Origin of the sequence: Variovorax sp. IB41 (genome assembly GCF_016405905.1) — a bacterium.
Classification (GTDB): Bacteria; Pseudomonadota; Gammaproteobacteria; order Burkholderiales; family Burkholderiaceae_C; genus Variovorax.
In genome coordinates this window covers 25,802-50,075 of sequence record NZ_JAEFCB010000034.1, presented here as the reverse complement: position 1 = coordinate 50,075, position 24,274 = coordinate 25,802, and the positions used below count along the sequence as shown (strand labels likewise).

At 68.9% G+C, this 24,274-nt stretch carries 19 protein-coding genes; 9 read left to right on the top strand and 10 right to left on the bottom strand.

Annotated features, from left to right (window positions below):
• Nucleotides 1-100 precede the first annotated feature (100 nt).
• Nucleotides 101-1,348, top strand: coding sequence for a phenylacetate--CoA ligase family protein (locus JC881_RS31745; protein WP_198789729.1), 1,248 nt, complete (start codon nucleotides 101-103; stop codon nucleotides 1,346-1,348).
• On the opposite strand, the gene JC881_RS31740 is transcribed toward JC881_RS31745, so the two are convergent.
• The gene (locus tag JC881_RS31740) at nucleotides 1,339-2,364 is read right to left on the bottom strand and encodes a hypothetical protein (RefSeq protein ID WP_198789728.1); all 1,026 of its coding nucleotides are present in this window, start codon (nucleotides 2,362-2,364) and stop codon (nucleotides 1,339-1,341) included. The genes JC881_RS31745 and JC881_RS31740 overlap by 10 nt on opposite strands.
• A 109-nt stretch (nucleotides 2,365-2,473) precedes the next feature.
• Entirely contained in the window at nucleotides 2,474-3,589 is a 1,116-nt protein-coding gene (locus JC881_RS31735; RefSeq protein ID WP_198789727.1) for a citrate synthase/methylcitrate synthase, read from the bottom strand.
• Nucleotides 3,590-3,671: 82 nt separating this feature from the next.
• Between JC881_RS31735 and JC881_RS31730 the strand changes: the two genes are divergently transcribed.
• Nucleotides 3,672-4,835 (top strand): citrate synthase, encoded by a 1,164-nt coding sequence (locus tag JC881_RS31730; RefSeq protein WP_198789726.1) that lies wholly within the window; start codon nucleotides 3,672-3,674, stop codon nucleotides 4,833-4,835.
• A 6-nt stretch (nucleotides 4,836-4,841) separates the two neighbouring features.
• On the opposite strand, the gene JC881_RS31725 is transcribed toward JC881_RS31730, so the two are convergent.
• Both JC881_RS31725 and JC881_RS32650 read right to left on the bottom strand, forming a co-directional pair.
• Nucleotides 4,842-5,411 (bottom strand): type 1 glutamine amidotransferase domain-containing protein, encoded by a 570-nt coding sequence (locus JC881_RS31725; RefSeq protein WP_198789725.1) that lies wholly within the window; start codon nucleotides 5,409-5,411, stop codon nucleotides 4,842-4,844.
• Nucleotides 5,412-5,599: 188 nt separating this feature from the next.
• A complete protein-coding gene (locus tag JC881_RS32650; protein ID WP_198789724.1) occupies nucleotides 5,600-6,784 on the bottom strand; it encodes a M48 family metalloprotease in 1,185 nt (394 codons plus the stop codon).
• Between the two features lie 205 nt (nucleotides 6,785-6,989).
• Here JC881_RS32650 and JC881_RS31715 point away from each other — a divergent pair, with 205 nt between their 5' ends.
• Entirely contained in the window at nucleotides 6,990-7,964 is a 975-nt protein-coding gene (locus tag JC881_RS31715) for a tripartite tricarboxylate transporter substrate-binding protein (protein ID WP_198789723.1), read from the top strand.
• Nucleotides 7,965-8,044: 80 nt separating this feature from the next.
• Here JC881_RS31715 and JC881_RS31710 read toward each other — a convergent pair whose 3' ends face one another.
• Nucleotides 8,045-10,177 (bottom strand): carboxypeptidase regulatory-like domain-containing protein, encoded by a 2,133-nt coding sequence (locus JC881_RS31710; RefSeq protein ID WP_198789722.1) that lies wholly within the window; start codon nucleotides 10,175-10,177, stop codon nucleotides 8,045-8,047.
• A gap of 187 nt (nucleotides 10,178-10,364) precedes the next feature.
• Between JC881_RS31710 and JC881_RS31705 the strand changes: the two genes are divergently transcribed.
• Nucleotides 10,365-11,342 carry a helix-turn-helix transcriptional regulator gene (locus JC881_RS31705; protein ID WP_198789721.1) on the top strand — a complete coding sequence of 326 codons (978 nt, stop codon included), beginning with the start codon at nucleotides 10,365-10,367 and terminating at the stop codon, nucleotides 11,340-11,342.
• Between the two features lie 129 nt (nucleotides 11,343-11,471).
• On the opposite strand, the gene JC881_RS31700 is transcribed toward JC881_RS31705, so the two are convergent.
• Entirely contained in the window at nucleotides 11,472-13,592 is a 2,121-nt protein-coding gene (locus JC881_RS31700; protein ID WP_198789720.1) for a PQQ-dependent dehydrogenase, methanol/ethanol family, read from the bottom strand.
• Nucleotides 13,593-13,725: 133 nt separating this feature from the next.
• On the opposite strand from JC881_RS31700, the gene JC881_RS31695 reads away from it, so the two are divergent.
• Nucleotides 13,726-14,946 carry a helix-turn-helix domain-containing protein gene (locus JC881_RS31695; protein WP_198789719.1) on the top strand — a complete coding sequence of 407 codons (1,221 nt, stop codon included), beginning with the start codon at nucleotides 13,726-13,728 and terminating at the stop codon, nucleotides 14,944-14,946.
• A gap of 21 nt (nucleotides 14,947-14,967) precedes the next feature.
• On the opposite strand, the gene JC881_RS31690 is transcribed toward JC881_RS31695, so the two are convergent.
• Nucleotides 14,968-15,822, bottom strand: coding sequence for an IclR family transcriptional regulator (locus JC881_RS31690; protein ID WP_332875321.1), 855 nt, complete (start codon nucleotides 15,820-15,822; stop codon nucleotides 14,968-14,970).
• Between the two features lie 115 nt (nucleotides 15,823-15,937).
• Between JC881_RS31690 and JC881_RS31685 the strand changes: the two genes are divergently transcribed.
• The 4 genes from JC881_RS31685 (at nucleotide 15,938) to JC881_RS31670 (ending at nucleotide 19,701) form a co-directional block, all read left to right on the top strand.
• Nucleotides 15,938-17,206: a 3-isopropylmalate dehydratase large subunit gene (locus tag JC881_RS31685; protein WP_233102154.1), complete on the top strand. Its 1,269-nt coding sequence runs from the start codon at nucleotides 15,938-15,940 to the stop codon at nucleotides 17,204-17,206.
• On the top strand, nucleotides 17,203-17,709 hold the full coding sequence (locus tag JC881_RS31680; protein WP_198789717.1) for a LeuD/DmdB family oxidoreductase small subunit: 507 nt from the start codon (nucleotides 17,203-17,205) through the stop codon (nucleotides 17,707-17,709). The genes JC881_RS31685 and JC881_RS31680 overlap by 4 nt, the downstream gene beginning before the upstream one ends.
• 71 nt (nucleotides 17,710-17,780) lie before the next feature.
• Entirely contained in the window at nucleotides 17,781-18,662 is an 882-nt protein-coding gene (locus JC881_RS31675; protein ID WP_198789716.1) for an isocitrate lyase/PEP mutase family protein, read from the top strand.
• 43 nt (nucleotides 18,663-18,705) lie between these two features.
• The gene (locus JC881_RS31670; protein WP_198789715.1) at nucleotides 18,706-19,701 is read left to right on the top strand and encodes a Bug family tripartite tricarboxylate transporter substrate binding protein; all 996 of its coding nucleotides are present in this window, start codon (nucleotides 18,706-18,708) and stop codon (nucleotides 19,699-19,701) included.
• 34 nt (nucleotides 19,702-19,735) lie between these two features.
• On the opposite strand, the gene JC881_RS31665 is transcribed toward JC881_RS31670, so the two are convergent.
• The 3 genes from JC881_RS31665 to JC881_RS31655 all read right to left on the bottom strand — a co-directional run bounded on the left by JC881_RS31665 (nucleotide 19,736) and on the right by JC881_RS31655 (nucleotide 24,274).
• On the bottom strand, nucleotides 19,736-22,219 hold the full coding sequence (locus JC881_RS31665; RefSeq protein WP_198789714.1) for a membrane-bound PQQ-dependent dehydrogenase, glucose/quinate/shikimate family: 2,484 nt from the start codon (nucleotides 22,217-22,219) through the stop codon (nucleotides 19,736-19,738).
• Nucleotides 22,220-22,290: 71 nt separating this feature from the next.
• Nucleotides 22,291-23,448 (bottom strand): ROK family transcriptional regulator, encoded by a 1,158-nt coding sequence (locus JC881_RS31660; RefSeq protein WP_198789713.1) that lies wholly within the window; start codon nucleotides 23,446-23,448, stop codon nucleotides 22,291-22,293.
• Nucleotides 23,449-23,467: 19 nt separating this feature from the next.
• A complete protein-coding gene (locus tag JC881_RS31655) occupies nucleotides 23,468-24,274 on the bottom strand; it encodes an ATP-binding cassette domain-containing protein (protein ID WP_198789712.1) in 807 nt (268 codons plus the stop codon).

Here is a 24,274-nt window from a genome sequence, read left to right as displayed (position 1 = left end):
CGGGGGACATTCGCGGAGGGGAGTACCCGGTGGCCTGTGCACGCGCCCTGAACAACACCCGTCGGCAAGACGCTGAACTGAAAAGATAAAGGGTACGGACATGACCGACCACTACGACAAGCTCGAGATCCGCGACCCCGCCGAACGCGAGCGCGACCTGCTCGCCGCGTTGCCCAAACAGATCGCGCAGGCACAGTCAGCAACCTCCGCGTTCAAGAAGATCCTCGACGGCGTGAAGCCCGCGGACGTCACGACGCGCGAAGCGCTCGCCAGACTACCGGTCACGCGCAAATCGGAATTGCTCGACCTGCAGAAGCAACGCCGCGCCGACGACCCCTTCGGCGGGTTCGCATCGATCGTGCGCGGCCCGCGCATGCCGCGCATGTTCGCCAGTCCCGGCACCATCTACGAACCCGAAGGCGAAGCGCGCGACTACTGGCGCACCGCGCGGGCGTTGCATGCGGCGGGCTTTCGCAGCGGCGAGCTGATCCACAACAGCTTCAGCTACCACATGACCCCCGCCGGCTCGATCATGGAGAGCGGCGCGCGCGCCATGGGCTGCACCGTGTTCGCGGGCGGTACCGGGCAGACCGAGCAACAGCTCGAGGCCATCGTCGACCTCAAGCCCGAAGGCTATGCGGGCACGCCGAGCTTCCTGAAGATATTGCTGGAGAAGGCCGAGGAGAAAGGGCAGAAGCTGCCCTCGCTCACCAAGGCGCTGGTCTCCGGCGAAGCCTTTCCACCGAGCCTGCACGACTGGATCGCCGCGCATGGCGTGAAGGGCACGCAGTGCTACGCCACCGCCGACCTGGGCCTCATCGCGTACGAGACGAGCGCGCGCGAAGGCCTCGTGATCGACGAGGGCGTGCTGGTCGAGATCGTGCGCCCCGGCACCGGCGACCCCGTGCCCGACGGCGAGGTGGGCGAGATCGTCGTCACCAGCTTCAACCCCGACTACCCGCTGGTGCGCTTCGGCACCGGCGACCTCTCGGCCGTGCTCGCGGGCACCTGCCCGAGCGGCCGCACCAACAAGCGCATCAAGGGGTGGCTGGGCCGCGCCGACCAGACCACCAAGGTGCGCGGCATGTTCGTGCACCCGTCGCAGGTGGCCGAGATCGCGCGGCGCTTTCCGGAAGTCCAGCGCGCGCGCCTGGTGGTCTCGGGCGAGATGGGCGACGACCAGATGACCTTCAGGCTCGAATGCGCCGGCACGCCGGCCGGGCTCGATGCGCGCATTGCCGATGCGGTGCGCGAGGTGACCAAGCTGCGCGGCACCATCGAGCTGGTGGCACCGGGCACGCTGCCCAACGACGGCAAGGTGATCGAGGACGCGCGCAGCTACAAGTAGCGGCGATAGAACCGGCGCGTCATGGCGCGCGTGATCGCCACCACCAGCGCCGCATAGACCAGCGCGAGCGCCACGGTGAGGCCGATGGCCCCGAGTGTGTTCGAGACGCGCAAGGAGCTCGCGTAGGCAATGAAGAACCATGCGATCGCGATCACGAGGCTCATCACCTGCACCAGCAGGAAGGCCGACACGGACGCGGCCACGGCCCTGAAAGGCCGCGCCGGCGACATGCCGGCGCGCGTACCGAGCCAGGCGCCCCAGAAAGCGAGCGCGAAGGCCGCGAGCCACGGCAGCACCAGGGTGAGCAGCAACCTGAGCGTGTTGTCATCCGACCGGAAAAGCCAGTTGGACACCGCAAGGCTGCTCCACAGTTGCATCGACGCGAACAGCGCGGCGATCAGCCACATGACGGCGCGGCGCGGCGGCGCGCCGGAAACCTCGAAGGCCGCATCCTCCGGTGCGCGAACCGGCACCTCCTGGCCGCCGCTGCGACTGCGGCTCAGCGCGAGGCGTGCTGCAAGCCACAGGCCGAGCACCAGCACCGTCAGCTGGACAACGGACTGCAACAGCATGGCGGCGCCCATGCCGAGATAAGGCGAGTAGCCGGAGAACTCTTCGAAGCGGCCGCCGAGCATGAACAGCGTCCTGATCTTGAAGAACAGCGGTGTCAGGCCGTAGTAGCTGAACGCGACCACGAGTGCCCACACCGTTGCGAAGCGCAGCCTCGCATCGTGCGCCAGCGCCACGTTCGCCGCGCCGAGTCTTTCGAGCGCATTGCGCGCATGGCTCCAGGCGAGCACGGCCGACAGCGTCCAGGGCACCGCGAGGCCGGCCAGCATGCTGATCCAGACCTCCGGTTGCGCGTAGGCACTGCGGATCTGCTCGACGTCGGGCGTGAACCGCGTCAGCAGCACGACGGTGCTGATGACGAACATGGCCACATCGAGCCCCACTGCGATCAGCGCGAAGTCGCGGGGCAAGCGCAGCGCGCGCTCGTCGGAAGGGTTCACCGTCATAGGAATACTTTCGGATTGCGTCATGCATGCCGAGGTCGGCATGCGAAGACAACGAGCGTACCGGATGACGGTGCGAAGGCGCGCGGGCCTTGCGCTTGCCTCTTCGGGCTCAGTGCACGAGCGCGGCTTCGGCGGCTTCGGGCGCGGGCCCGATGTACACCGACTGCGGACGAATGAGCCTGCCGTTCTTCACCTGCTCGCGCGCATGCGCCACCCATCCGCTCACGCGGCCCGCGGCGAACACGCAGGTGAAGCTCTCGCGGCCGAAGCCCAGCGCTTCGAGCAGCAGCGCGGTGTAGAACTCGACGTTGGTCTCCAGCGCGCGGTCGGGCTTCTTCTCGCGCAGGATCGCGAGCGCGGCCTGCTCCGCCGCTTCGGCCAGTTCGAAGCGCGCGGCATTGACGCTGCCCTCGGCGCTCAGCCGGCGCAGCGCGCCCTTGAGCGCATCGGCGCGCGGATCGCGCACGCGGTAGATGCGGTGGCCGAAGCCCATCAGGCGCTGGCCGCCGGCCACCGCGCCTTCGAGCCAGTGGCGCGCATTGGCGGCGGTGCCGATGGCATCGAGCGCATCGAGCACCGGGCCGGGCGCGCCGCCGTGCAGCGGGCCTTTGAGCGCGCTGATGCCGGCGAGCACCGCCGATGCCAGGCCCGCGCCCGTCGATGCCACCACGCGCGCCGCGAAGGTCGAGGCGTTGAGGCCGTGGTCGCACACGGTGACCAGGTAGGTGTCGAGCGCGGCGGCCTGCGCGGCCGTGGGCGTGCGGCCGTGGAGCATGCGCAGCATGTCGGCGGCATAAGGCAGCGATTCGTCAGGCGCGAGGGCCTGCACGCCGAGGCGCCAGCGCATCACGGCGGCCGTGTAGACCGCGGGCGCGGCGACCAGCCGCAGCGCGGTGGCGAGTTCGTCGCCATCGGGCAGCCGTGCGAGCAGCGCGCGCACCGCTTCGATGGGCGGCATCTTGCGCAGCACCGCGTCGTCGTTGGGCTGCAGGCGCTCGAAGGCTTCGCGGCGTGCGCGGCCGAGGGCACCGCGCAGGGCCGCGGCATTCGGCACGGTGTCGAAGAAGCCCTGGAACAGCAGCGCCACCACGTCTTCGTAGCGCCAGCGCTGCGCGATCTCGTCGAGCTGGTGGCCGCGGATCACCAGCCGGCCGGCCGCGCCGTCCACTTCGGACAGGACCGTGTGCGCGGCCACCACGCCTTCGAGGCCATCGTTGTTGTTCATCGTTTCGTACTCCTGGGTTGTCACGATGACGTTGATTCTGTCGGCGCTAACATTGACGTCAATCTTGATCCATTCCATCAACATGACCAAGGCACCCCTCTGGCTCCCCGCCGCCGAAGCGCTCGACCTGATGCAGGTGCGCCCGCAGACGCTCTACGCGAGCGTGAGCCGCGGGCGCATCCGCGCGAAGCCCGACGCGGCGGACCCGCGCCGCAGCCTCTACCACCGCGACGACGTGCAGCGCATCGCCGCACGCACGCGCGGGCGGCGCAGCAGCGAGACGGTGGCGAGCGAAGCGATCCAGTGGGGCGAGCCGGTGCTCCCCTCGGCGGTGTCGACGGTGGCCGAAGGGCGGCTCTGGTATCGCGGGCAGGACGCCTGCGAGCTGGCCGGGCACGCCACGCTCGAAGAAGTAGCGGGCCTGTTGTGGGAGAGCGCAGCGCCGCGCTTCGTGGCCACTGCGTCCGGGCCTGCGCATGCCAAAGCCGCAACGCCGTTGCAGGCGGGTTTGGTCGCACTCGCTGCACGCGCGGCGACCGATCCGCCTTCGCGCGGCCGCTCGCGCAGCGTGCTGCAGGCCGAAGCGGCCGACGTGATCGGCACGCTCGCCGATGCGCTGCTGGGCCCGTCGCCCTCGCACGCGGCGCACCTGCACACGCGGCTGGCCGCGGCGTGGCGACGTCCGCGCGCTGCCGACGTGCTGCGCCGCGCGCTCGTGCTGATGGCGGACCACGAACTCAACGCCTCGACCTTCGCGGCGCGCGTGACCGCCTCCACAGGCGCTTCGCTCGCGGCCTGTTTGCTCACGGGCCTCTCCACGCTGACCGGCCCTCTGCACGGCGGCGCCGCAGCGGCGGTGCAGGCGTTGATGCGCAGCGTCGCGACGCTGGGCAGCGAAGCCGCCGTGCGCGAATGGCTCGCGCACGACCGGCCGCTCGCGGCCTTCGGGCACCCGCTCTATCCCGCGGGCGATGCGCGCTGCGCCGCGTTGCTCGAGGTCATCGAACTGCCGCCCGCCTTCGCCTCGCTGCGCGCCGCCGGCGAGAAGCTGCTGGGCGAAGCGGCGAACATCGATTTCGCGCTGGCCGCGATGGCCGCCGTGCACAAGCTGCCGGTCGATGCGCCGCTGATTCTGTTCGCGCTCGCGCGCACCGTCGGCTGGACGGCGCACGTGCTCGAGCAGCAGGCCACGGGCCAGTTGATCAGGCCACGCGCCCGCTACACCGGGCCCGAACTCGCGCGCTGACGCGGTCTAGTGGATGGCCGCTTCGTAGGCGAGCTCGAACAGCTTGGTCATCTCGCGGTTGAAGGCCGGCAGGTCGTCGGGCTTGCGGCTGGTCACCAGGTGGCTGTCGACCACGACCTCCTTGTCGCTCCACTGCGCGCCCGCGTTCTGCAGGTCGGCGTGCAGCGAAGGCCACGAGGTCATCTTGCGGCCCTTGACGCCGCCCGCATCGATCAAGGTCCACGGGCCGTGGCAGATCGCGGCGATCGGTTTGTCCGCCTCGACGAAGGCGCGCACGAAGGCCACGGCCTTCGGGTCGATGCGCAAGGTGTCGGGGTTCACGACGCCGCCGGGCAGCAGCAGCGCATCGAAGTCTTCGGGCTTCGCGGCGTTCAGCGGCACGTCGACCTGGAAGCTGTCGGCCTTGTCGTGATGGTTCCAGCCGCGCACGCTGCCGTCCATGGGAGAGACGATCTGCGTCTGCGCGCCGGCGCTGTCCAGCGCCTTGCGCGGCTCGGTCATCTCGACCTGCTCGAAGCCGTCCGCAACGAGGATGGCGACTTTCATTCCGTCCAGTGATGAGGTGGTGATAGGCATGGGAAGGTGCTCCTTTAGGGGGTGTGAGTGGGTGAATTTCGGCGCGACGAAACTTCACCCTAGGGCCCCCGCCCGCGGCACGCATCGGCCTGCGCCGGGTCCGCCTGTCGGACAGTTCGACGGGCGGCAACCTTCTCTTACGACGCTTTACTGTCGAGCTACCGTCGAACCTCTTTGCGCAGCGCCAACTACTTGCGGCAGGCGACCGGCAGCGCCTTGGCGGGCAGGCCGTCGCCGGCCGTGCAGTGCCAGTCGATGCCGTCGTCGGTGGCCGACGGCTCCATCTGCAGCGTGCCCTTGGAGGTCTTCACCTCCAGCACCATCGTGTCGGAATCGAGCTTCAGGACCGATCCGTCGGGCAGGGTGTCCGGCGCACCGGCGGCCTCCAGGGATTCGGGGATCTCCTGCTTGTCCTTGTAGTAGGTGCCGAGCGTCTCGCGCACCGGCGCGGCCTGGTACCACGCCTGCGAGACGACGGCGCGCGCCTGGTACTCCTGGTAGGCCGGAATGGCCACCGCCGCCAGGATGCCGATGATCGCCACGACCATCACCAGGGCGAGCGCACCGCCACCCGCGCGGCCGGTGTTGGGCACGAAGATCGCGAGCACGTAGGCCAGCGGGTTGCGCCCCGGCAGCTTCGCGGCCGGATCGATGGCGCGCGCCACGCGCTTGGTGAGCCACGGGTAGCCGCCGATCAGTTCGTGGAACGAGGCCCAGAAGCCGCTGTTGCCCGCCGACTGGCCGGCATAGCGCTGCAGGTCGACGTTGCGCCACTGCTGCGCGCCGGCGGCCAGCGCCACGAGCGCGCGGGGCGCCGAGTCGGGCTCCTCGCAGCAGGCGGCGCCGTGCAGGTCGCAGGTGTATTCCTGCGCCCGCGAATAGGCCGCGCCCAGGAGCGGCAGCCAGAGCACCGGCATGCGCCAGACGTGGCCCGTGAGGTGGCGCTGCTTGATGTGGCCCAGCTCGTGGCCGATGTAGAAGTTGATGCCGTCGGGCTGCGTTTCCATCGCATCGACCACATCGGACAGCAGCACCACGAAGTCGCGCCCGAAGAAGCGGGTGGCGAAGGCGTTGAAGATGCCGTCGCCGTGCAGCAGGTAGGCCTCGGGCGGGTTCTCGATGCCCAGGTACCCGCAGCAGGCCTTGAAGCGCGCATGCAGTTCGGGCAGCTGGGTGGGCGAGAGCTTCACGGCCGTGCCCTTGATCCAGGCGATGACGGCCGACTGTGCGAACACATAGGCGATGAAGCCCAGCAGCACGTAGACGAGCGCGATGCCCAGGGTGCCCAGCACCAGCAGCCCCCAGATCAGCACGCCCAGGCCGAGCGTGATGTTGCCCAGCCAGCGCTCGCGCGGGTAGACCAGTGGATCCATTGGAATTTCCTCCTCGATGCGGCCCCTGGGGACCTGCGTTGTTGTGGTTGTTTTTCGCGCCCCCCGGCGCGATCTGCGAGCGCCGATCATGCCCGAGGAAGGGGTGGATTTCGTCACGAACCTAAGGGCTATTCGGTATAGGTCAGGCCGTGGTCAGCCTATAAGATCGCGGCCGATTTTCAAACTCAACCGTCCCGGAGACTTCATGAAGAAATTGCTTGCCCTTACCGCGATCGCCGCTGCCGGCGTCGGCGCTCACGCCCAGGATTTCCCCGCAGGCAAGACCGTCACCCTGGTGGTGCCTTTCGCCGCCGGCGGCCCGACCGACCGCGTCGCCCGCGACCTGGCCGAAGCCATGCAAAAGACGCTGGGCACCACCATCGTGGTGGACAACACCGCCGGCGCCGGCAGCTCCATCGGCACCGCCAAGGTGGCGCGCGCCAATCCGGACGGCTACACGCTCCTCTTGAACCACATCGGCATGTCCACGATGCCGGCGCTCTACCGCAAGCTCCCGTTCAACGTGGAGACCGACTTCGAATACCTGGGCATGGTCAACGAAGTGCCGATGACGCTGATCGGCAAGCCCTCGCTCCCGGCCAACAACTACAAGGAACTGACGACCTGGATCGAAGCCAACAAGGGCAAGATCAACCTGGGCAACGCCGGCCTGGGCGCCGCCTCGCACCTGTGCGGCCTCCTGTTCCAGAGCGCGCTGAAGGTCGAGATGACGCCGGTTCCCTACAAGGGCACGGCGCCGGCCATCGCCGACCTGCTGGGCGGCCAGATCGACCTCCTGTGCGACCAGACCACCAACACCACTTCGCAGATCGAGGCCAAGAAGGTCAAGGCCTACGCCGTGACCACGGCCAAGCGCCTGACCACGCCAGCCCTGAAGGACCTGCCCACGCTGCAGGAAGCGGGCGTCAAGGGCTTCGAAGTGTCGATCTGGCACGGCATGTACGCCCCCAAGGGCACGCCGGCGCCGGTGCTCAAGAAGCTGAACGAAGCCATCACGGCCGCCATGAAGGACCCGGGCTTCATCAAGCGTGAAGAGGCGCTGGGCGCGGTGATCACCACCGACAAGCGCACCGAGCCGGCCGAGCACAAGAAGTTCGTCTCGGCCGAGATCGCCAAGTGGGGCCCGATCATCAAGGCCGCCGGCGTGTACGCCGACTGATCTTCCCGATCGCCAGATAAAAAAGCCGCCGGCCCTTGGGACCGGCGGCTTTTTTCATGGCGGTGACAGCGGGAGAAAACTCAGGGCGTGACGGTCCAGACTTCGAAGTTCTTGCGCACGTCGACCTGGCGCGCGGTGCGTGCCACGAAGGTGAACGTGCTGAGCGAAGAGCCTTCGGCGTACTGGTAGCTGTTGTTGTTGGCCGGTGCGCAGTGCGCATCGGGAAGCGGCGCCACCGGCACGCAATAGACGATCGCCTTGCGGTTGGTGTTGCGCACGGTCACGGTCTCGCTGAAGCGCGCGCCGCTCGGGCCCGGCGCGCGGCCGAACACGCTGAACGAGGTCGGCGCGAGCGCGCCGTTGGGCACCACCCAGGCGTCCAGGTTGCCGTCGGCGCTGAAGTCGGCGTTGTTGGGGTCCACCAGGCTCGTCGGTCCGAAGACGATGCCGCGCGCGCTGCCCTGGCTTTCCGCCAGGAGGTCGGCGCGCACCGCGGGCACCAGCTCCACCAGGGGCGTCTGCACGGCCTCGGCGATGGTCGGCACGCGGGAGAAGGTGCGCACGTACTGCACCACGTTCGGCGTCACGCCGTCCGCGCGGAAGAACTCCAGCTTCCACACCGTCTGGTCGGGGATCTTGCGCAGATCGTCGTCGCCGATGAACGGGCTGGCGAAGAGGTTGGCGTTCTCGAAGTCGTTGGGGCTGCCCGTCTGCGCCGGATCGAGGTAGCGCGCCGACATGCGCCAGATCGACGAATTCAGGCCCGAGGCGATGGTGCCGTCCGGCGTGAGCACCAGCGAATTCAGGCCGCTCTTGGGCACCAGCACCAGTTGCCGGCCGGGCAGCGATTCGGTCGTGGCCACCACCTTCGCCAGGATCGGGTTGCCCATGCCGTCGCGCACGTTGTCCACCGAGAGGGCGTAGCCCACCGAATGGAACACCAGGTTCTGGTGCTTCAGGTAGTCCTTCTTCTCCAGCTGCGGCCGAACGAAGGCGCGGTAGGTGTCCGCGTTGCCGGTGAGCTTGAGCGCGCCGTCCACGACCCTCGCGTTGAAGACGTCGTTGTCGGTGTTGCCCAGGATGTCGGTCCAGCGATAGGTCAGCGCGATGTCGCCGTTCTTGTAGAAGTACTCGAAGTTGCCGCGGTCGTGCTTGAGGTTGGTCGGGCCGAAGCGGAACAGGCTGTCGAACGAGCGGCGCGCGCCGCCGGCCACGCGGCCGATGGGAACGCCGGCCGCCACGAAGTTCTCCGGGCTGTCGCCCACGAAGAGCGTGCGGCATTCGGGCGCGACCACGTTGGCCGCGGTGCCGAAGGCGTTGCCGTCCTGGTTGATCGGGCTGTTCACGCGCTGGTTGAGCGGCAGCGCATAGCAGGCGTTGATGCGCTCCAGCAGCGCCTGCACCATGGCCGGCGTGGGCGGTGCCGTCCCCAGCGAGATGGTCGCCATGCCCTGGACCGGCTCGATGGTGGCATCGTCGCTGCGAAAGACCAGAGACACCGGCTTGCTTGCGTCGTCCGTGGGCTGGCCCTTCACGGTGATCTCGATGTTGGCGGCCGCGCCATCGGGACGCACGGAGACGCTGATCGTGTCCAGCACGCGGTCCTGCCCCGAGCCGTTGGCCTGGAACTCGCCGCTCATCGGATCGATGCTCATGTTGAGCGCGTCCAGCAGCGGCTGCAGCGCCGCCACGAGCTTGGCGACCTTGTCGCTGATCGATCCGGCCGTGACCGCGCCGGCATCGGCTTGGATCGCCGCGGCCAGCTTCGACGGATCGCCGTTGGGCGCGAGCTGCGCCACGATGATGGTGGTCAGCGGCGTCACGTTGGTGGTGCCGGTCGCGGTGCTCGCGGTGGTGCTGTAGAGCGTCAGGTCGTCGCGCACGGCCTGGATCACCAGCGGCGCCTTGGTGCCCGCGGGCAGCGTGCAGGTGTAGGTGCCTTCGGGCGTGGTGGTCACTTCGCAGACCTTGGCGCCGGTCTGGTCGAACACCGTGAGCGCCGCGCCCGCGAAGGCCGCGCCGGTGGCGACCGTGCCGCTCAACGTGGTGCTGGCGGCCGCGGGCGGATCGCCGCCGCCGTTGCCGCCCGAGGCCGGCGGAATGAAGCCGAAGCCCCCACCGCCGCCGCCCCCGCCACCCCCTCCGCATGCAGCGAGAAGCGCCAGGGTGACGATGGACAGGGCATGGGGGATCTTGCGGGTGAGATGTGGCATTTGTGGGCTCTTCGAAAAAGTTGAAAACTCCGGACCTCCCGGGGTTCCGCAAACAATAGCTTTCACTTTTCGAAGAAAAAATGATGCAAATGCACCATTCTTGAAACACAAGGGCCTTTGCGCGGGCCGCAAACGAATCACCGGAACATGGGATGCGGTACCCCACCGCTGCGGGAAAACTCGGCCCATGCACCGTCCGGAACTGCACGACTTCAGCATGCTGCTGCTGCAGCTGTACCGGCTCTCGCACGAGTTGCCGATCGACGCTTTCCAGGACGCCGCGCTCGAACTGGTCAAGCCGGTGCTGCCCTTCGACGCGTCGATGTGGGGCACGGCCACCACCGCCGCCGAGGGCATCGACGTGCACACGCTGCACCTGCACCGCAAGACGCCCGAGATGATGATGGAGTACGACAACTTCAAGCACCTCGATTCCGCGGCTGCGAGCTTCTTCGGCAAGGGGCACGGCACGCAGGGCTTTCATTCGAAGAGCTGGTGGAGCGGCCCCGAGTACGCGCCCTTCCTGGACTACGTGCAGCGCTACGACCAGAACAACATCTTCATCACGATGGACAGCGACCCGCGGTCCAACTTCATGCACTGGTTCTCGCTGTTCCGCGCCGACCCCGACGCGCACTGCAAGCCCGAGGAAGTGAACCTGCTGGCGAGCCTCTCGCCGCACCTGATGCAGGCGCTGGCGCTCAACCGCATCGTGCACCTCGACAGGCTGGAGGCCGGCGGCCAGGCGCCCAGCGGCTCGGCCATCGGCGACCTGCGCGGCGTGCTCTATCACGCCGACAATTTCTTCGAGACGACGCTCAAGACCGAGTGGCCGTCATGGCACGGCCGCACGCTGCCCGACGTGCTGCTCAAGCACTTCCTGCACGGTCACGCGCGCTACAGCGGGCAGGCGATCGTGGTCACGCACCGCGTGGAGCAGCGCCTGCTGTTCCTCAAGAGCCGCATGCGCTGCCGCGCCGACAGCCTCACGCCGCGCGAGCACACCATCGCCGAGCTGCTGGCGCGCGGCGACACGCACAAGGACATCGCCGCCATCCTGAGCCGCTCGCCGGCCACGGTGCGCAACCACATCCAGTCGATCTACGACAAGCTGCAGGTGAGCAACGTGGCGGGGCTGATCCACGAGCTGCGGCTCGCGGGCTGAGGCTCGCCCCCAGGCTCCGCGCACTTCGTGTCGCTTCTCCACCCCCTACCGGGGGCGACACCTGCAGCCCGGCGAAGCCGGTTCTGCGGTGTCCCGCAACTGGATCACACCAGCTGCATACAGTGCGCCTTACTTCGGCCGGACCGCGTCCGCCGTCCCCTGGATGAACGCCTTGATGCTCTCGATGTCCTCGCCCGAGAGCTTGCCCGTGAAGTCGGGCATGCCGCGCGCCATGGCCGGGCCCTTGAGGATGAACTTGTCCAGGTTCTCGATGTAGGACGCGTCCATGTAGCCCAGGTTGGGAATGTTGCCGCCGCGGTCCACGCCCGGCACGCCGTGGCAGAAGACGCAGTTGCTCACGTAGAGCATCGTGCCGGCCTGCACCTTGGCGGGGTCGTACTTCACGCCCTGCACCAGCTTGCTCATGCGGTACTGCACGAAGTCCGGCATCTTCGCGGTGCCGCCGACCGCGAAGGTGTAGACCGTGCCCGGCCCCTGCTTCTCGGTGGCGCGCTGCGCGAGGCCGTACACGCCGCCCCAGCCCACGGCCACCGACACGTACTGCTTGCCATCGACCATGTACGTCGAGGGCGCCGCGACCACGCCGGTGCCGGTGGGCGTTTCCCAGAGCTTCTCGCCGGTCTTCGCGTTGTAGGCCAGGAGCCGCCCGTCGGCCGTACCCTGGAACACGAGGTTGCCCGCGGTGGTGAGGGTGCCGCCGTTCCAGGGCGAGGCGTAGTCCACGCCCCAGGCCTCCTTCTGCGTCACCGGGTCCCACGCGACGAGGCGGCCGAACGGCTTGCTCGTGGGCGGCTCCACGTTGGCGAACTTGCCGGTGTTCCAGCCGAGCGCCGCGTGCGGGCGGCCCGGTGCGTTCTGGTCGAACTTCCAGTCCTTGTCGTCCATGAGGTTCAGCGGCACGTGCTGCGCGGGCAGGTAGGCCAGGCCCGTCTGCGGGTTGAACGACATCGGGTGCCAGTTGTGCGCGCCGAACGGTCCGGGCACGCTGTCGCCGGGCTTCTCGTTCTGCCGCGCGGCGGCGATCTCGATGGGGCGGCCGTTCTTGTCGTAGCCGGTGGCCCAGTTCACGTCGACGAAATTTTTCGCCGAGATGAACTTGCCGTTGGTGCGGTCGATGACGAAGAAGAAGCCGTTCTTGGGCGCGTGCAGCAGCACCTTGCGCGCCTTGCCGCCGACCTTGACGTTGGCCAGGATCATCGACTGCGTGGAGGTGTAGTCCCAGTTGTCGCCGGGCGTCTCCTGGTAGTGCCACACGTACTTTCCGGTGTCCGGGTCGAGCGCGACCACCGAGCCCAGGTACAGGTTGTCGCCGCCCTTGGGGCTGCGCGCCTTGTGCGCCCAGGGCGAGCCGTTGCCGGTGCCCACGTACATCAGGTTGAGCTCGGGGTCGAAGGCGAAGCTGTCCCACGCGGTGCCGCCGCCGCCAGCCTCCCAGTATTTGCCGCTCGGGTCCCAGGTCCTGGCGGCGCGCGCCATCGATTCGTCCTCGAAGGGCTTGGCCGGATCGCCGGGCACCACGAACCAGCGCCATTTCTGGTCGCCGGTCTTCGCGTCGTAGGCGGTGACGTAGCCGCGCACGCCGTACTCGGCGCCGCCGTTGCCGATGATGACCTTGCCCTTGAAGACGCGCGGCGCGCCGGTGATGGTGTAGCTGCCCTTCTGCCCTTTGATGGTGTTCTTCTCCCACACCTTCTGGCCCGTGGCCGCATCGAGCGCGATGAGCCGGCCGTCGTAGGCCGCCACGTAGACCTTGCCTTCGTGGATCGCCACGCCGCGGTTCACCACGTCGCAGCAGCCCCTGAAGCCTTTGGACTTATCGACCTGCGGATCGAAGGTCCAGAGTTTCTGCCCCGTGCGGGTGTCCACGGCATGCACCACGCTCCATGAAGCGGTGACGTACATGATGCCGTCCACCACCAGCGGCGTGGATTCCACGCCGCGCGTCGATTCGAGGTTGTACGACCAGACCAGCCCGAGCTCTTTCACGTTGCCCGCGTTCACCTGGTCGAGCTTGCTGAAGCGCGACTCAGCGTAATCCAGGCCCACGCTGGGCCAGTCGGGGGTTTTCTGCGCCGCGTTGGCGCGGATGAAATTGCCGTCGACTTTCTTCGCAGCGGCAGCAGCGCGGTCCTGCGGACTCCGGGTTTGGGTCTGGGCCGTGGCCATCGACGCGCCCAGGCACAGCAATGCGCCGGCCAGCAGGCGCAGCCCGGTGGTGGTTTTTTTCATCGTGGGTCTCCTTGTGCCGCAAGGATCGTTCGCGCAACGCCGTCGTTCACCTTCGGGATTTCCCCAATCGAGCCTTGTTCCATTGCGGAACACATTGGGCGGGGTTCCCGGTTCCAGGGAGGCATCGAACACCATGACCATCGAGACGTTCGGCACGGCGGATGCGCCGCGCCAGCTCTTCGCCAGCACGCCCGCGCAGCGCGTGGCGCTCGCGCGGCAGCAGTTCTTCGAGGAAGGCGTGCGGCCCTCGGGCCTCATCGGCGAAGCGGTGCTGCAGTCGTGGATGCGCTGCACCCGCACCCATGCCGACCGCCAGCGCATCGTGCCCTTCGATGCCGTCACGCCCAGCCGCCTGCACGCCACGCTCGCGCGCAACCGCGAACTGCTCGACGTCGCGCGGCAGGAGCTCGGGCAGATGGAGCACGCGCTCGCGGGCACCGACTGCCGCGTGATCCTCACCGACCGCGAAGGCGTGGTGGTGCACGTCACGCAGCAGCCGTGCGCCGGGCACCAGCCGGTGCTGCGCAAGACCGCACGCGTGGGCGTGAACATCTCCGAGCGCATCGTGGGCACGACCGCGCCCGGCATCGTCGCGAGCACCGGGCAGGCCTGCACCGTGGATGGCGCGGAGCACTACTTCGACGTGCTGCGCGAGATGCAGTGCGCGGCCGCGCCGATCCGCGACGTGACGGGGCGATTGGCCGGCGTGCTCGACCTCACGATCGAGGCACGGCGCTTCGGCTTCGATGCGGCGTCGATGGTGGCGCTGTATGCGACCACGATCGAGAACCGCTTGCTGCAGGCGCAGTCGCGCGACCACCTCATCCTGCGTTTCCAGGCGAGCCCCAAGCTGCTGGGCACGCCGCTCGAGGCGCTCGCGGGCATCGCGCCGGACGGCACGATCGCCTGGCTCAACAACGCGGGCGCGCGATTGCTCGGGCGCTTGCCCGAGGCGGCGGACGAGCGCGATGTCGAATGCCTGCTGGGGCACGACCTTGCGAGTTTGCTGCGGCTGGGGCGCCGCGAATCCGCGCAGCCGTTGCGGCTCGCGAGCGGCCTGGGCGTATGGGTGCAGGCGCATCTGAAGCGCGCGGACGGGGTGGACTTCCAGCATGCGGTGGCGATGTCCAGCGTGCAGGCGTCAACGCCCGTCGCGCATTCGGTGGATGCAGCGACTGCGCCAGCGCTCGAGGCGGCCACCGATGGGCCGCACGCCGAGACACTGCAGGAACACAGCCGCAAGCTGATCGAGGAAACGCTGGCCGCGCACGGCGGCAACGTGTCGCAGGCCGCGCGCCAACTCAATGTGTCGCGCGGCACGCTGTACCGCCGCATGCGCGGCTGGACGTCCTAGCGGCCCGCGCAGGCCGGCGGGTCAATCGCCATCGCGGCCCGACGACGGCGCCGCCGACTTGGCTTCGAGCAGCACGCAGATCGCACGCACCTGCTGGTGAATGATCTTGGCCACCTCCGCGCGCCGCGCCGGCCCCATGCGGCTGGAAATGGCCGCCACGCTCACCGCTGCGATCGGGTTGTCGGGCGGAAAGGCCACGCCGATGGCCGCCGCGCCGGGCGTGGCCGCGCTGTCCAGAAATGAATAGCCCTGCGCACGCGTCTGCGCGATGGCCTCGCGCAGGAAGCCCGGCTCGAACGCACCGAACTTGGCATAGCGCGCCTCGTTGGCCGCGACGATCAACTCCGCTTCGGCCTCGGGCAGCGCGCTCAGGATCGCGAGGCCGCCGGCGCCCACGCCCATGGGCCGGCGAATGCCCACATCCAGCGTCAGCGCCTTGATCGGGTAGGCGCCCAGCGCGCGGCTGGTGCAGATGGATTCGGGGCCACGCCGCTCGCTCAGGTAGACCGTGTCGTGCGTCTGCTCGGCGATGACGCGCAGCGCCTCGTCGCACAGCTCGCTCAGCTGGTAGTGCGGCTGGGCCAGCATGCCCAGCTCGTACAAGAGCGGCCCCAAGTGGTACTTGCGGGTGAGCAGGTCACGCACCAGGAGCCCTTCCACTTCCAGCCGCTGCAGCATGCGAAAGCACGTGGACATGGGCAGGCCGCTCAGGCTCACGACATCGGCAATGCGCATGCCGCGCCGGCCGCGCGAAGCCACCACGCGCAGCATGCCCACCACGCGCTCGATGCTCTGCGTGCCCGAGCGCGCGCCGCTGGCGGGCAGGGGCTGAGGCGCGGCGTTCTTCCCAGGGGTGGCTCGGCGTTTAGTTTCCACAATGCGGCAGTAATTGGGGTTGTTCCCCAAGAGCGGGGAAAGTCGCTCGAATGTAATAGGTATCTCGAACCCACCGAACTCCCATATCGTGGAAGTGAAGAAGATGCCCCAGACGATGACAGAGAAGATCCTCGCCCGTGCCGCCGGCCGGCCGGGCGTGGTGCCCGGCGAGGAGATCACGGCGCGGCCGGACTTCGTGATCGCATACGACTTTCCCGGCTACACCGACGTGTTCTTCAAGGAGACGCGCGAGGACTTCGGGATCGAGAAGGTGTCCAGCCCCGAGCGCTTCGTGCTGTTCATCGACCACATGGTCCCGGCCACCGCGCCCAAGGAAGAGGAGCTGCACAAGATCACCCGCGCCTGGGGCAAGGAACAGGGCGTGCCGGTGCACGAACGCGAGGGCATCGGCCACCAGGTGGCGGCCGAGCTGGGCTATGCCACGCCGGGCGCCTTCGCCGTTCACTTCGACGGCCATGTGAGCCAGCTGGGCGCCTTCGGCACCTTCGCCTTCGGCGCGCGAAAAGGCGTGCTCGAATCTTTCGTGACAGAGACGCTCACCATGACCGTGCCGCCGACCGTGAAGGTCGAACTGACAGGCGCGCTCCAGCCTGGCGTGATGGCGCGCGACGTCTTTCACCACATGGTCCGCGTGATGGGCCCGGCCTCCTGCCGCTTCAAGGTGGTGGAGCTGTGCGGACCGGTGATCGACGCGATGAGCATCGAAGGGCGCCAGACCATCTGCGGCCAAGCCATGTTCCTCGGCGCGACCACCATGCTCATCGCGCCCGATGCGAAGACGCTGGCCTATGTGCAGGGGCGCTCGAAGATCGCGCTGGACCCGGTGTACCCCGATGCCGATGCGCACTACGACCAGGTGGTGACGATCGACGTCTCGGCGCTGGAGCCGATCGTCGTGATTCCGCCCAGCCCCGCGAACACGCGGGACCTGAAGGATTTCACCGGCGTCGAAGTGCACACCGGCTACCTCGGCTCGTGCGCCAGCGGCCGGCTCGAGGACCTGCGCATCGCGGCCGAGGTGCTGCGCGGGCGCCACATCCAGCCGGGCTTCCAGCTGCATGTCGTGCCGACGTCCAAGGCCATCATGGCCGCTGCCGCGCGCGAAGGGCTGATCGAGGTGCTGGTCGAGGCGGGCGCCTTCATCAGCTCGCCCAGCTGCGACTATTGCTTCGGCCGCATCGCCACCATGACCGACGGCCAGCGCGCCGTGTCCACCGGCACGCTGAACACGCCGGGGCGCATGGGCAGCGTGGATTCGGAGATCTACATCTGCAATGCGGCGGTGGTGGCGGCCTCCGCGCTGGAAGGCCGCATCGCCGATCCGCGTCCTTATCTGATGCAAGCGGCGGGAGCGCTCGCATGAGCCTCGCGAACCTGCGCGGCCGCGCGGCCTGGGTCTTCGAGGAAGACGACTACGACATCGACCTCATCGTCGGCGTGCGCAACATCAAGATCACCGACGTGAAGGAGCTGGCCGCGCTGGCCATGGCCGACTACACGCCGGGCTTCGCGGCCACCGTGCACAAAGGTGACCTGCTGATCGGCGGCCACAACTTCGGCTACGGCCACCCGCACTACCCGGCCATGCGCGCGATGCGGCACCTGGGCATTGCCGCGGTGATCGCCGAATCGTTCTCGCCCGGTTTTTTCCGCGGCGAGACCAGCATGGGCTTTCCGCTCGTGAGCTGCCCGGGCATCTGCGCAGCGACGGCGCGCGGCGACGAGCTCACGGTCGATTGGGGCACGAGCGAAGTGAAGAACCTGCGCTCGGGCCAGACCTTGATGCTGCAACCCTTCTCCGATTCCGAGCGCGGCATGCTGGACGCGGGCGGGCTCATTCCGTATCTGAAGCGCCGCACGGCCTGACCTTTTTTCTGCAAGCCCATGGCGCAGCGCCCATGCCGGGCCGCGGCGCACTTTTTTTCAGGAGACAAACGATGACCTCATCTCGCCAGGCACTGCGCCAGCGCATCACCCACGGCCCCACCCTCTGGTGCGGCGGCGCGCAGGACGCGCTGTCGGCACTGCTGGTGGACCAGTCGGATTTCGACGGCATCTTCAGCACGGGCTTCGGCATCTCGGCCGCGCTGCTGGGCCAGCCCGACATGGAGCTGTACACGCTCAGCGAAAACGTGGCCACCGTGAACCGCATGGCCAACGTCGTGCGCAAACCCATCTTCGTGGACGCGGACACGGGCTACGGCAGCGTGCTCAACGTGGGCCGGGCCGTGCGCGAGTTCGAGAAGGCCGGCGCCGCGGCGCTGCAGCTGGAAGACCAGGTCAGCCCCAAGCGCTGCCCCGCCGCCGCGGCGCCCTCCACGCTGGTGTCGATCGACGACGCGCTCGCGCGCATCAAGGCCGCGCTCGATGCGCGCACCGACCCCGATCTTTTGATCGTCGCGCGCACCGATGCACAGGACCCCGGCGAGGCGCTGGAGCGCGCCGCCCGCTACGCGGAGGCCGGCGCCGATTTGATCCAGCCCATCTCGCGCACCTTCAACAGCTTCCAGCAACTCGTGCAGCTGCGCGAAACCTGCGGCCGGCGGCTGTCGCTGATGCTGATGGCCGACACCTGGATGACCGCGCTCACCCGCGAGCAGATCGAGAGCGTGGCGGCGTTTACCAGCTATCCGATCGCCGGCCTGCTGACCACCGTGCATACGGTGCAGGCCAACCTGCGCGAGCTCGCGCGCCGCCGCTCGGGCGATTTCGCCGACCTGCCGTTTGCGCAGACATCGATGACGGACTTCAAGGACCTCATCGGCTGGCATGCGCTCGAAGAGCGGCAGGCCCGCTACGAGACCGGCGGCGCCCGCTGAGCTCGGGCCCATCGTTCCCACAAAGAAAAACCAGGAGCAAAACGTGCGTACTCTCACCCTCATCGGCCGTGCCGTCGCGGCAGGAACACTGGCCCTGGGCCTGGGCACTTTCGCCATGGCGCAAGGCGACGCCTATCCGACCAAGCCGATCCGCTTGGTCGTTCCTTATCCGCCGGGCGGCGCGACCGACGTGGCCGCGCGCATGCTGAGCCCGCGCCTGCAGGAAGAGCTCGGGCAGACCGTCGTGGTGGAGAACCGCCCCGGCGCGGGCGGCAACATCGCCATGATCAACGTGGCGCAGAGCGCGCCCGATGGCCACACCCTGGCGGTGACGCTCACGGGCATGCTGTCGATCAACCCGGTCATCTACAAGAAGGCGGGCTTCCAGGCCGCGGACTTCGTGCCGGTGTCGCGTGTATCGCTCGCGCCGCTGCTGCTGGTGGTGCCCGAGAAGTCGCCCTACAAGAACGTGCAGGAGCTGCTGGCCGCGGGCAAGAAGGCCGGCAAGGGCGGCCTGCCCTACGGATCGGCCGGCGCGGGCGGGCTGTCGCACCTGGCATCGGAAGCCTTCAACGCCAACGCCGACGGCAACTTCACGCACGTGCCCTACAAGGGCGGCGCGCCGCTGGTGCAGGCCTTGATGGCCAGCGAAGTGACCTGGGGCCTGCTGGGCACCGGCGACGTGCGCAGCTTCATCCAGTCGGGCAAGCTCAAGGCCATCGGCCAGTTGCGCAACGGCCGCTCCGAGCTGTGGCCCGACGTGCCGACGCTCACCGAGCAGGGCGTGCCTGGCGGCGTGGACTTCGATGTGTGGTTCGGCGTCGTCGCTCCCGCGAAGACGCCCGCGCCGGTGGTCAAGCTGCTGGGCGAGAAGATCGCAAAGATCACCGCCGAGCCGGCCTTCCGCAAACGCCTGAATGAACTGGGCGGCGTGGCGCCGGCGACCGGCAACACGCCCGAGGCTTTCGCCGCGGTGCTCAAGCGCGAGCTGGCCATCCTGCCCAAGGCGGCGCAGGAGGCGGGATTGCAGCTCGACTGAGCGCCGGTCCGGGCGCGGGTCGCGCGGGCCGCGCCTATCGCTTGGGCAGCGCGTAGGCGATCACATGGTCGCCCGTGCGCGTGCCGAGCGAGCCGTGTCCGCCGGCCGCCACCAGCACGTACTGCCGGCCGTCGCTGCCGCGGTAGGTCATCGGCGTGGCCTGCCCGCCCGCGGGCAACCGGCTGCGCCAGAGCTCCTTGCCGTTGCCCACGTCGTAGCCGCGCACGTACTGGTCCAGCGTGCCCGAGAGGAACGCGACGCCGCCCGCGGTCATCACCGGTCCGCCCAAGTTGGGCACGCCCATCGCGAACGGCAATGGCAGCGGCGAGCTGTCGCGCACCGTGCCGTTCTTGTGCATCCAGATGACCTTGCCGCTGCGCAGGTCCGCGCCCGCCACGTGGCCCCACGGCGGCGCCTGGCACGGCAGGCCGAGCACCGAGGTGAACGCGCTGAGCTTGATCGCGAACGGCGCGCCGAAGTTCTCGTTGAGCGCGGGCAGGCTGTCGTTCGGACGGTCCTTGCCTTGCACGTACAGCGTGGTGTCGTCCGCGCGCGGCACGAGCCTGGAGACGAAGGCCAGCGACGCGGGCGTGGTGAAGGCGATCTGCCGCTGCGGATCGACCGCGATGCTGCCCCAGTTGAAGACGCCGAAGTTGCCCGGATAGATGAGCGAGCCCTGCGTGGACGGCGGCGTGAAGCGGCCTTCGTAGCGCAGCCGGTGGAACGCGATGCGGCAGGCCAACTGGTCGAAGATCGTGCCGCCCCACATGTCCGATGGCTTCAGCGCGGGCGGATCGAACGAGAGCCCCGACACCGGCTGCGTCGGCGCGGTGCGGTCGCCCGTGGCCGCGCCCTGCGGCGCGGGCCGCTCGTTCACCGGCACGATGGGCTTGCCGTTGCGCCGGTCGAGCACGAAGAGCTCGCCCTGCTTGGTCGGCTGCACCAGCGCCGGAATGGTCTCGCTGCCCACGCGCAGATCGATGAGGCTGGGCTGCGCGGGCACGTCGTAGTCCCAGAGGTCGTGGTGCACCGTCTGGAAGCTCCAGCGCACGCGGCCGCTCGCCAGATCGAGCGCCACCACCGACGACGAATAGCGCTCCGCGCCCTCGGTGCGCTTGCCGCCCCACTGGTCCGGCGGCTGGTTGCCCGTGGGCACGTAGACCAGCCCCAGCGCCTCGTCCACGCTGGAGATCGACCAGCTGTTGGGCGAGTTGACGGTGTAGGTGCGGTCGGCCGCGATGGGCGCGGTCTCCTCGGGGTTGCCCGAATCCCAGTTCCACACGAGCGCGCCGGTGTTCACGTCGAAGGCGCGGATCACGCCCGAGGTTTCCTTGGTCGAGACGTTGTCCAGCACCGTGCCGCCCACCACGATGAGCGAGCGCGTCACCACCACGGGCGAGGTCGAGTAGTAGGAGCCCGCCTTGACGTTGGGCATGTTCTTCCAGAGATCGATCTGGCCGCTGCCGCCGCCGAATGCCATGCAGGGCTTGCCGCTGTCGGGGTCGAGCGCGATGACGCGGCCATCGGCGGTGGGCATGAACAGCTTGGCGTCGCACGCGCCTGCCGGTGCCGGTGCCGAAGGTGCAGGCGATGGCGATGGCGTCGCTGCGGCAGCAGGTTGCGCCGCGCTCCCCGCGTAGTAGGAGAGCCCGCGACAGGTCAGGTGCTGCAGCGCGAGCGACTTCTGAACCTCGGGCGTGTAGCGCCAGATCTGCTCGCCGGTCGTCGCGTTGAGCGCGATCACCGCCTGGTGCGGCGTGCAGAGAAAGAGCCGCTCGCCGATCTTCAGCGGCGTGACCTCGAAGGTCGTCTCCTCCGGGTCGCCGGGCTGGCCTCGCACGTCGCCGGTGCGGAAGTGCCAGGCCTCTTCGAGCTGCCCGACGTTGGCCGGCGTGATCTGGTCGAGCGCCGAGTAGCGCTGGCCGAAGCCGGTGCCGCCGTAGGCGGTCCAGTCGTCCTTGGGCGCGGGCGGGCTGGCGAGAGCGGCGGCCGTTGCGTTGGCTGTTGTGTTGATCGATACATCGGGCAACGGCGCGATGCCTTCGACGCGCCCCGGCTCGCGCGTCCACGAGAACACCGCCGCCAGCAGGAAGGCCGCGAGCACCGCGCCGAGCACGGCGCGCGTGCGGCCGATGCCCGTCGCATCGCGCCGCGCGAGCGCGCGCGCCACCCAGGGCGTGAGGAGGAACAGGCCCACCACAAAGAACACATCGCCGCGCGCGGCCAGCGGCCACCAGTCGAAGCCCACTTCCCACAGCGCCCACACCAAGGTGAGCAGGACCACCGCCGCGTAGAACAGCAGCCCGACGCCGCCGCCGCGCTTGAGGAGCAGCGCCGAGGCGATGAGCCCGAGCCCCGCGACGAGGTAGTACCACGAGCCCCCGAGCGCGATGAGCCATGCGCCGGCGACCGCGAGCGCAAGGCCCGCAAGGCCCAGGAGCACCGCGATCACGACAAGCAATGTGGAGGGCGACGAGGACTCGGCGGGCTGGGTGAACTGGGCGGAGGAACGCGTCATGGTCTTGAACTCCCGACAGGCAGAGTTCAGACGTTAGGGCATCGATCGCGCGCCGCGCGTAGGCCGAAGGCTCAGGCGGCGGCGAGAACGCGCGCGGCGCGCGCGCGCCGCGTTCGCGCATCGGGTTGCAGCGGCCTTAAGTATTCGTGTAATGCGAGCGCCGCGGCGCCGACCGCGGGCGCGAGTTCTTCGTAGCGCGCGGTGCGCAATTCGGGCGCCGGCATGCCCGCGCCATCGGCATGGCGCTTCACGGCCTCGAACGCGGCCTGCACGAAGCCGCGATGCGCCGCGCACGACTTGCCGCCGAGCACGATCGCGCGCGGATTGAAGGTCACCCACAGGTTCTGCAGCAGCACGCCGAAGAAGGCCGCGGCGCGTGGCATGTCCACGCCTTCGCGCTCCAGCGTGCGCGAGCCGAAGAAGGCTTCGGCGCAGCCGCGGCGGCCGCACGAGCACAGCGGGCCGTCCAGTTCGAGGATGGTGTGGCCGATCTCGCCGGCCATGCCCTGCGCGCCGGTGAAGAGGCGGTCGTTCAGGATCACGCCCGCGCCCACGCCGACGTCGCAGCTCACGAAGATGAGCGGGTCCTCGCCCTCGCCCGCGGCGAATTCGTATTCGCCGAGCACGGCCGCGTCGGCATCGTTCTGCAGTTGCACGGTGACGCCGGGCAGGCCCGCGGCGGCGAACGATTTTTCGAGCGCGGGCAGGAGGCTCACGTTGCGCCAGCCGAGGTTGGGCGCGAAGCGCACGACGCCGGTGCAATCGTCCACCGCGCCCGGCACGCACACGCCGATGCTCGAGAGGCGCAGGCCCAGCGCGTCGAGCTGCCTGTGCGCGGCCGACGCCATGCGCGCGACCTGCGCGCACACGCCGGCGGGCGAGCCGTCGGTGAGCGCGTGGGTGTTGGAATACAGCACCTCGCCCTGCAGCGAGACGCACACGAGCCGCACGGTCTCCACCGCGATCTCCACGCCCATCAACGCGCGCACGCCGACGTCGATCTGCAGCGGCGTGGAAGGCCGGCCGAGCCCGTCGTTCACGGCCGCATCGGACTCCTTGAGCCAGCCTTCGTCGAGCAGCTCCCGCACCAGCAGGCTCACGGTGGATTTCGTGAGGCCGCTCTCGGTGGCCAGCCGCGCACGCGAGAGCCCCGGCTGCGCGCGCAGCAGCCGCAGCAGCACGCTGCGGTTCATGCGCTTCAAGAGCTGCTGGTCGCCGATGGTCTTCATGTCGCGAGTCGGGTCGGGATCAGACCGCGGTCACGGCTGCGGCCGATGCCGCGTGGTGCGCCTGCGCTTTGCCTTCGGGGCGCTTGCCCGCGATGATCATCCCGAGCACTTCGTCCTCGGTCACGTCTTCGGTGCGGTAGGTGCCCACGAGCTTGCCGTTCTTCATGACCGCGAGGCGGTCGCTCAGCGAGAACACGTCGGGCATGTCGTGCGTGATGAGGAAGATGCCCACGCCGTCGGCCTTGAGCTGCTTCACGAGGCCGCCGACCATCGCGGTTTCTTCGGGGCCGAGCGCCGCGCAGGGCTCGTCCATGATGAGGATGCGCGCGTTGAAATAGAGCGCCCGCGAGATCGCCACCACCTGCCGTTGCCCGCCCGAAAGGCGCCGCACCGGCACGCGGATGTTGGTGAAGTTCTTGTTCAGGCGGTGGAACACCTTGCGCGCCTGCACTTCCATGAAGTGGTCGTCCAGCGTGTTCCAGCGCGTCATCTTCTCGCGGCCGAGAAAGAGGTTGGAGACCGAGTCGAGGTTGTCCGCGAGCGCGAGCGTCTGGTAGATGGTCTCGATGCCCTGCGCCTGCGCTTCGGCGGGCGTGCGGATGTTGACCTTCTCGCCCGCGATGAGCGTGTCGCCGGAGTCGATGGGGTAGGCGCCCGCGAGCATCTTCATGAGCGTGGACTTGCCCGCGCCGTTGTGGCCCAGGAGCGCCACCACTTCGCCGGGGTAGAGGTTCACGCTCACGCCGTCCACGGCCTTCACGCCGCCGAAGGCCTTGCGGATCTCGCGCAGTTCGACGAGGGGCTTGGAGGTGTCGATGGTGTCCAT

What these genes read in the sequence shown, in the direction of transcription:
- JC881_RS31695 (WP_198789719.1), top strand. Translation starts at nt 13,726, where the DNA reads ATGACCATCGAGACGTTCGGCACGGCGGATGCGCCGCGCCAGCTCTTC.
- JC881_RS31660 (WP_198789713.1), bottom strand. Translation starts at nt 23,448, where the DNA reads ATGAAGACCATCGGCGACCAGCAGCTCTTGAAGCGCATGAACCGCAGC.
- JC881_RS31725 (WP_198789725.1), bottom strand. Translation starts at nt 5,411, where the DNA reads ATGCCTATCACCACCTCATCACTGGACGGAATGAAAGTCGCCATCCTC.
- JC881_RS31655 (WP_198789712.1), bottom strand. Translation starts at nt 24,274, where the DNA reads ATGGACACCATCGACACCTCCAAGCCCCTCGTCGAACTGCGCGAGATC.
- JC881_RS31665 (WP_198789714.1), bottom strand. Translation starts at nt 22,219, where the DNA reads ATGACGCGTTCCTCCGCCCAGTTCACCCAGCCCGCCGAGTCCTCGTCG.
- JC881_RS31715 (WP_198789723.1), top strand. Translation starts at nt 6,990, where the DNA reads ATGAAGAAATTGCTTGCCCTTACCGCGATCGCCGCTGCCGGCGTCGGC.
- JC881_RS31680 (WP_198789717.1), top strand. Translation starts at nt 17,203, where the DNA reads ATGAGCCTCGCGAACCTGCGCGGCCGCGCGGCCTGGGTCTTCGAGGAA.
- JC881_RS31705 (WP_198789721.1), top strand. Translation starts at nt 10,365, where the DNA reads ATGCACCGTCCGGAACTGCACGACTTCAGCATGCTGCTGCTGCAGCTG.
- JC881_RS31735 (WP_198789727.1), bottom strand. Translation starts at nt 3,589, where the DNA reads ATGAACAACAACGATGGCCTCGAAGGCGTGGTGGCCGCGCACACGGTC.
- JC881_RS31700 (WP_198789720.1), bottom strand. Translation starts at nt 13,592, where the DNA reads ATGAAAAAAACCACCACCGGGCTGCGCCTGCTGGCCGGCGCATTGCTG.
- JC881_RS31710 (WP_198789722.1), bottom strand. Translation starts at nt 10,177, where the DNA reads ATGCCACATCTCACCCGCAAGATCCCCCATGCCCTGTCCATCGTCACC.
- JC881_RS32650 (WP_198789724.1), bottom strand. Translation starts at nt 6,784, where the DNA reads ATGGATCCACTGGTCTACCCGCGCGAGCGCTGGCTGGGCAACATCACG.
- JC881_RS31730 (WP_198789726.1), top strand. Translation starts at nt 3,672, where the DNA reads ATGACCAAGGCACCCCTCTGGCTCCCCGCCGCCGAAGCGCTCGACCTG.
- JC881_RS31745 (WP_198789729.1), top strand. Translation starts at nt 101, where the DNA reads ATGACCGACCACTACGACAAGCTCGAGATCCGCGACCCCGCCGAACGC.
- JC881_RS31740 (WP_198789728.1), bottom strand. Translation starts at nt 2,364, where the DNA reads ATGACGGTGAACCCTTCCGACGAGCGCGCGCTGCGCTTGCCCCGCGAC.
- JC881_RS31675 (WP_198789716.1), top strand. Translation starts at nt 17,781, where the DNA reads ATGACCTCATCTCGCCAGGCACTGCGCCAGCGCATCACCCACGGCCCC.
- JC881_RS31685 (WP_233102154.1), top strand. Translation starts at nt 15,938, where the DNA reads ATGACAGAGAAGATCCTCGCCCGTGCCGCCGGCCGGCCGGGCGTGGTG.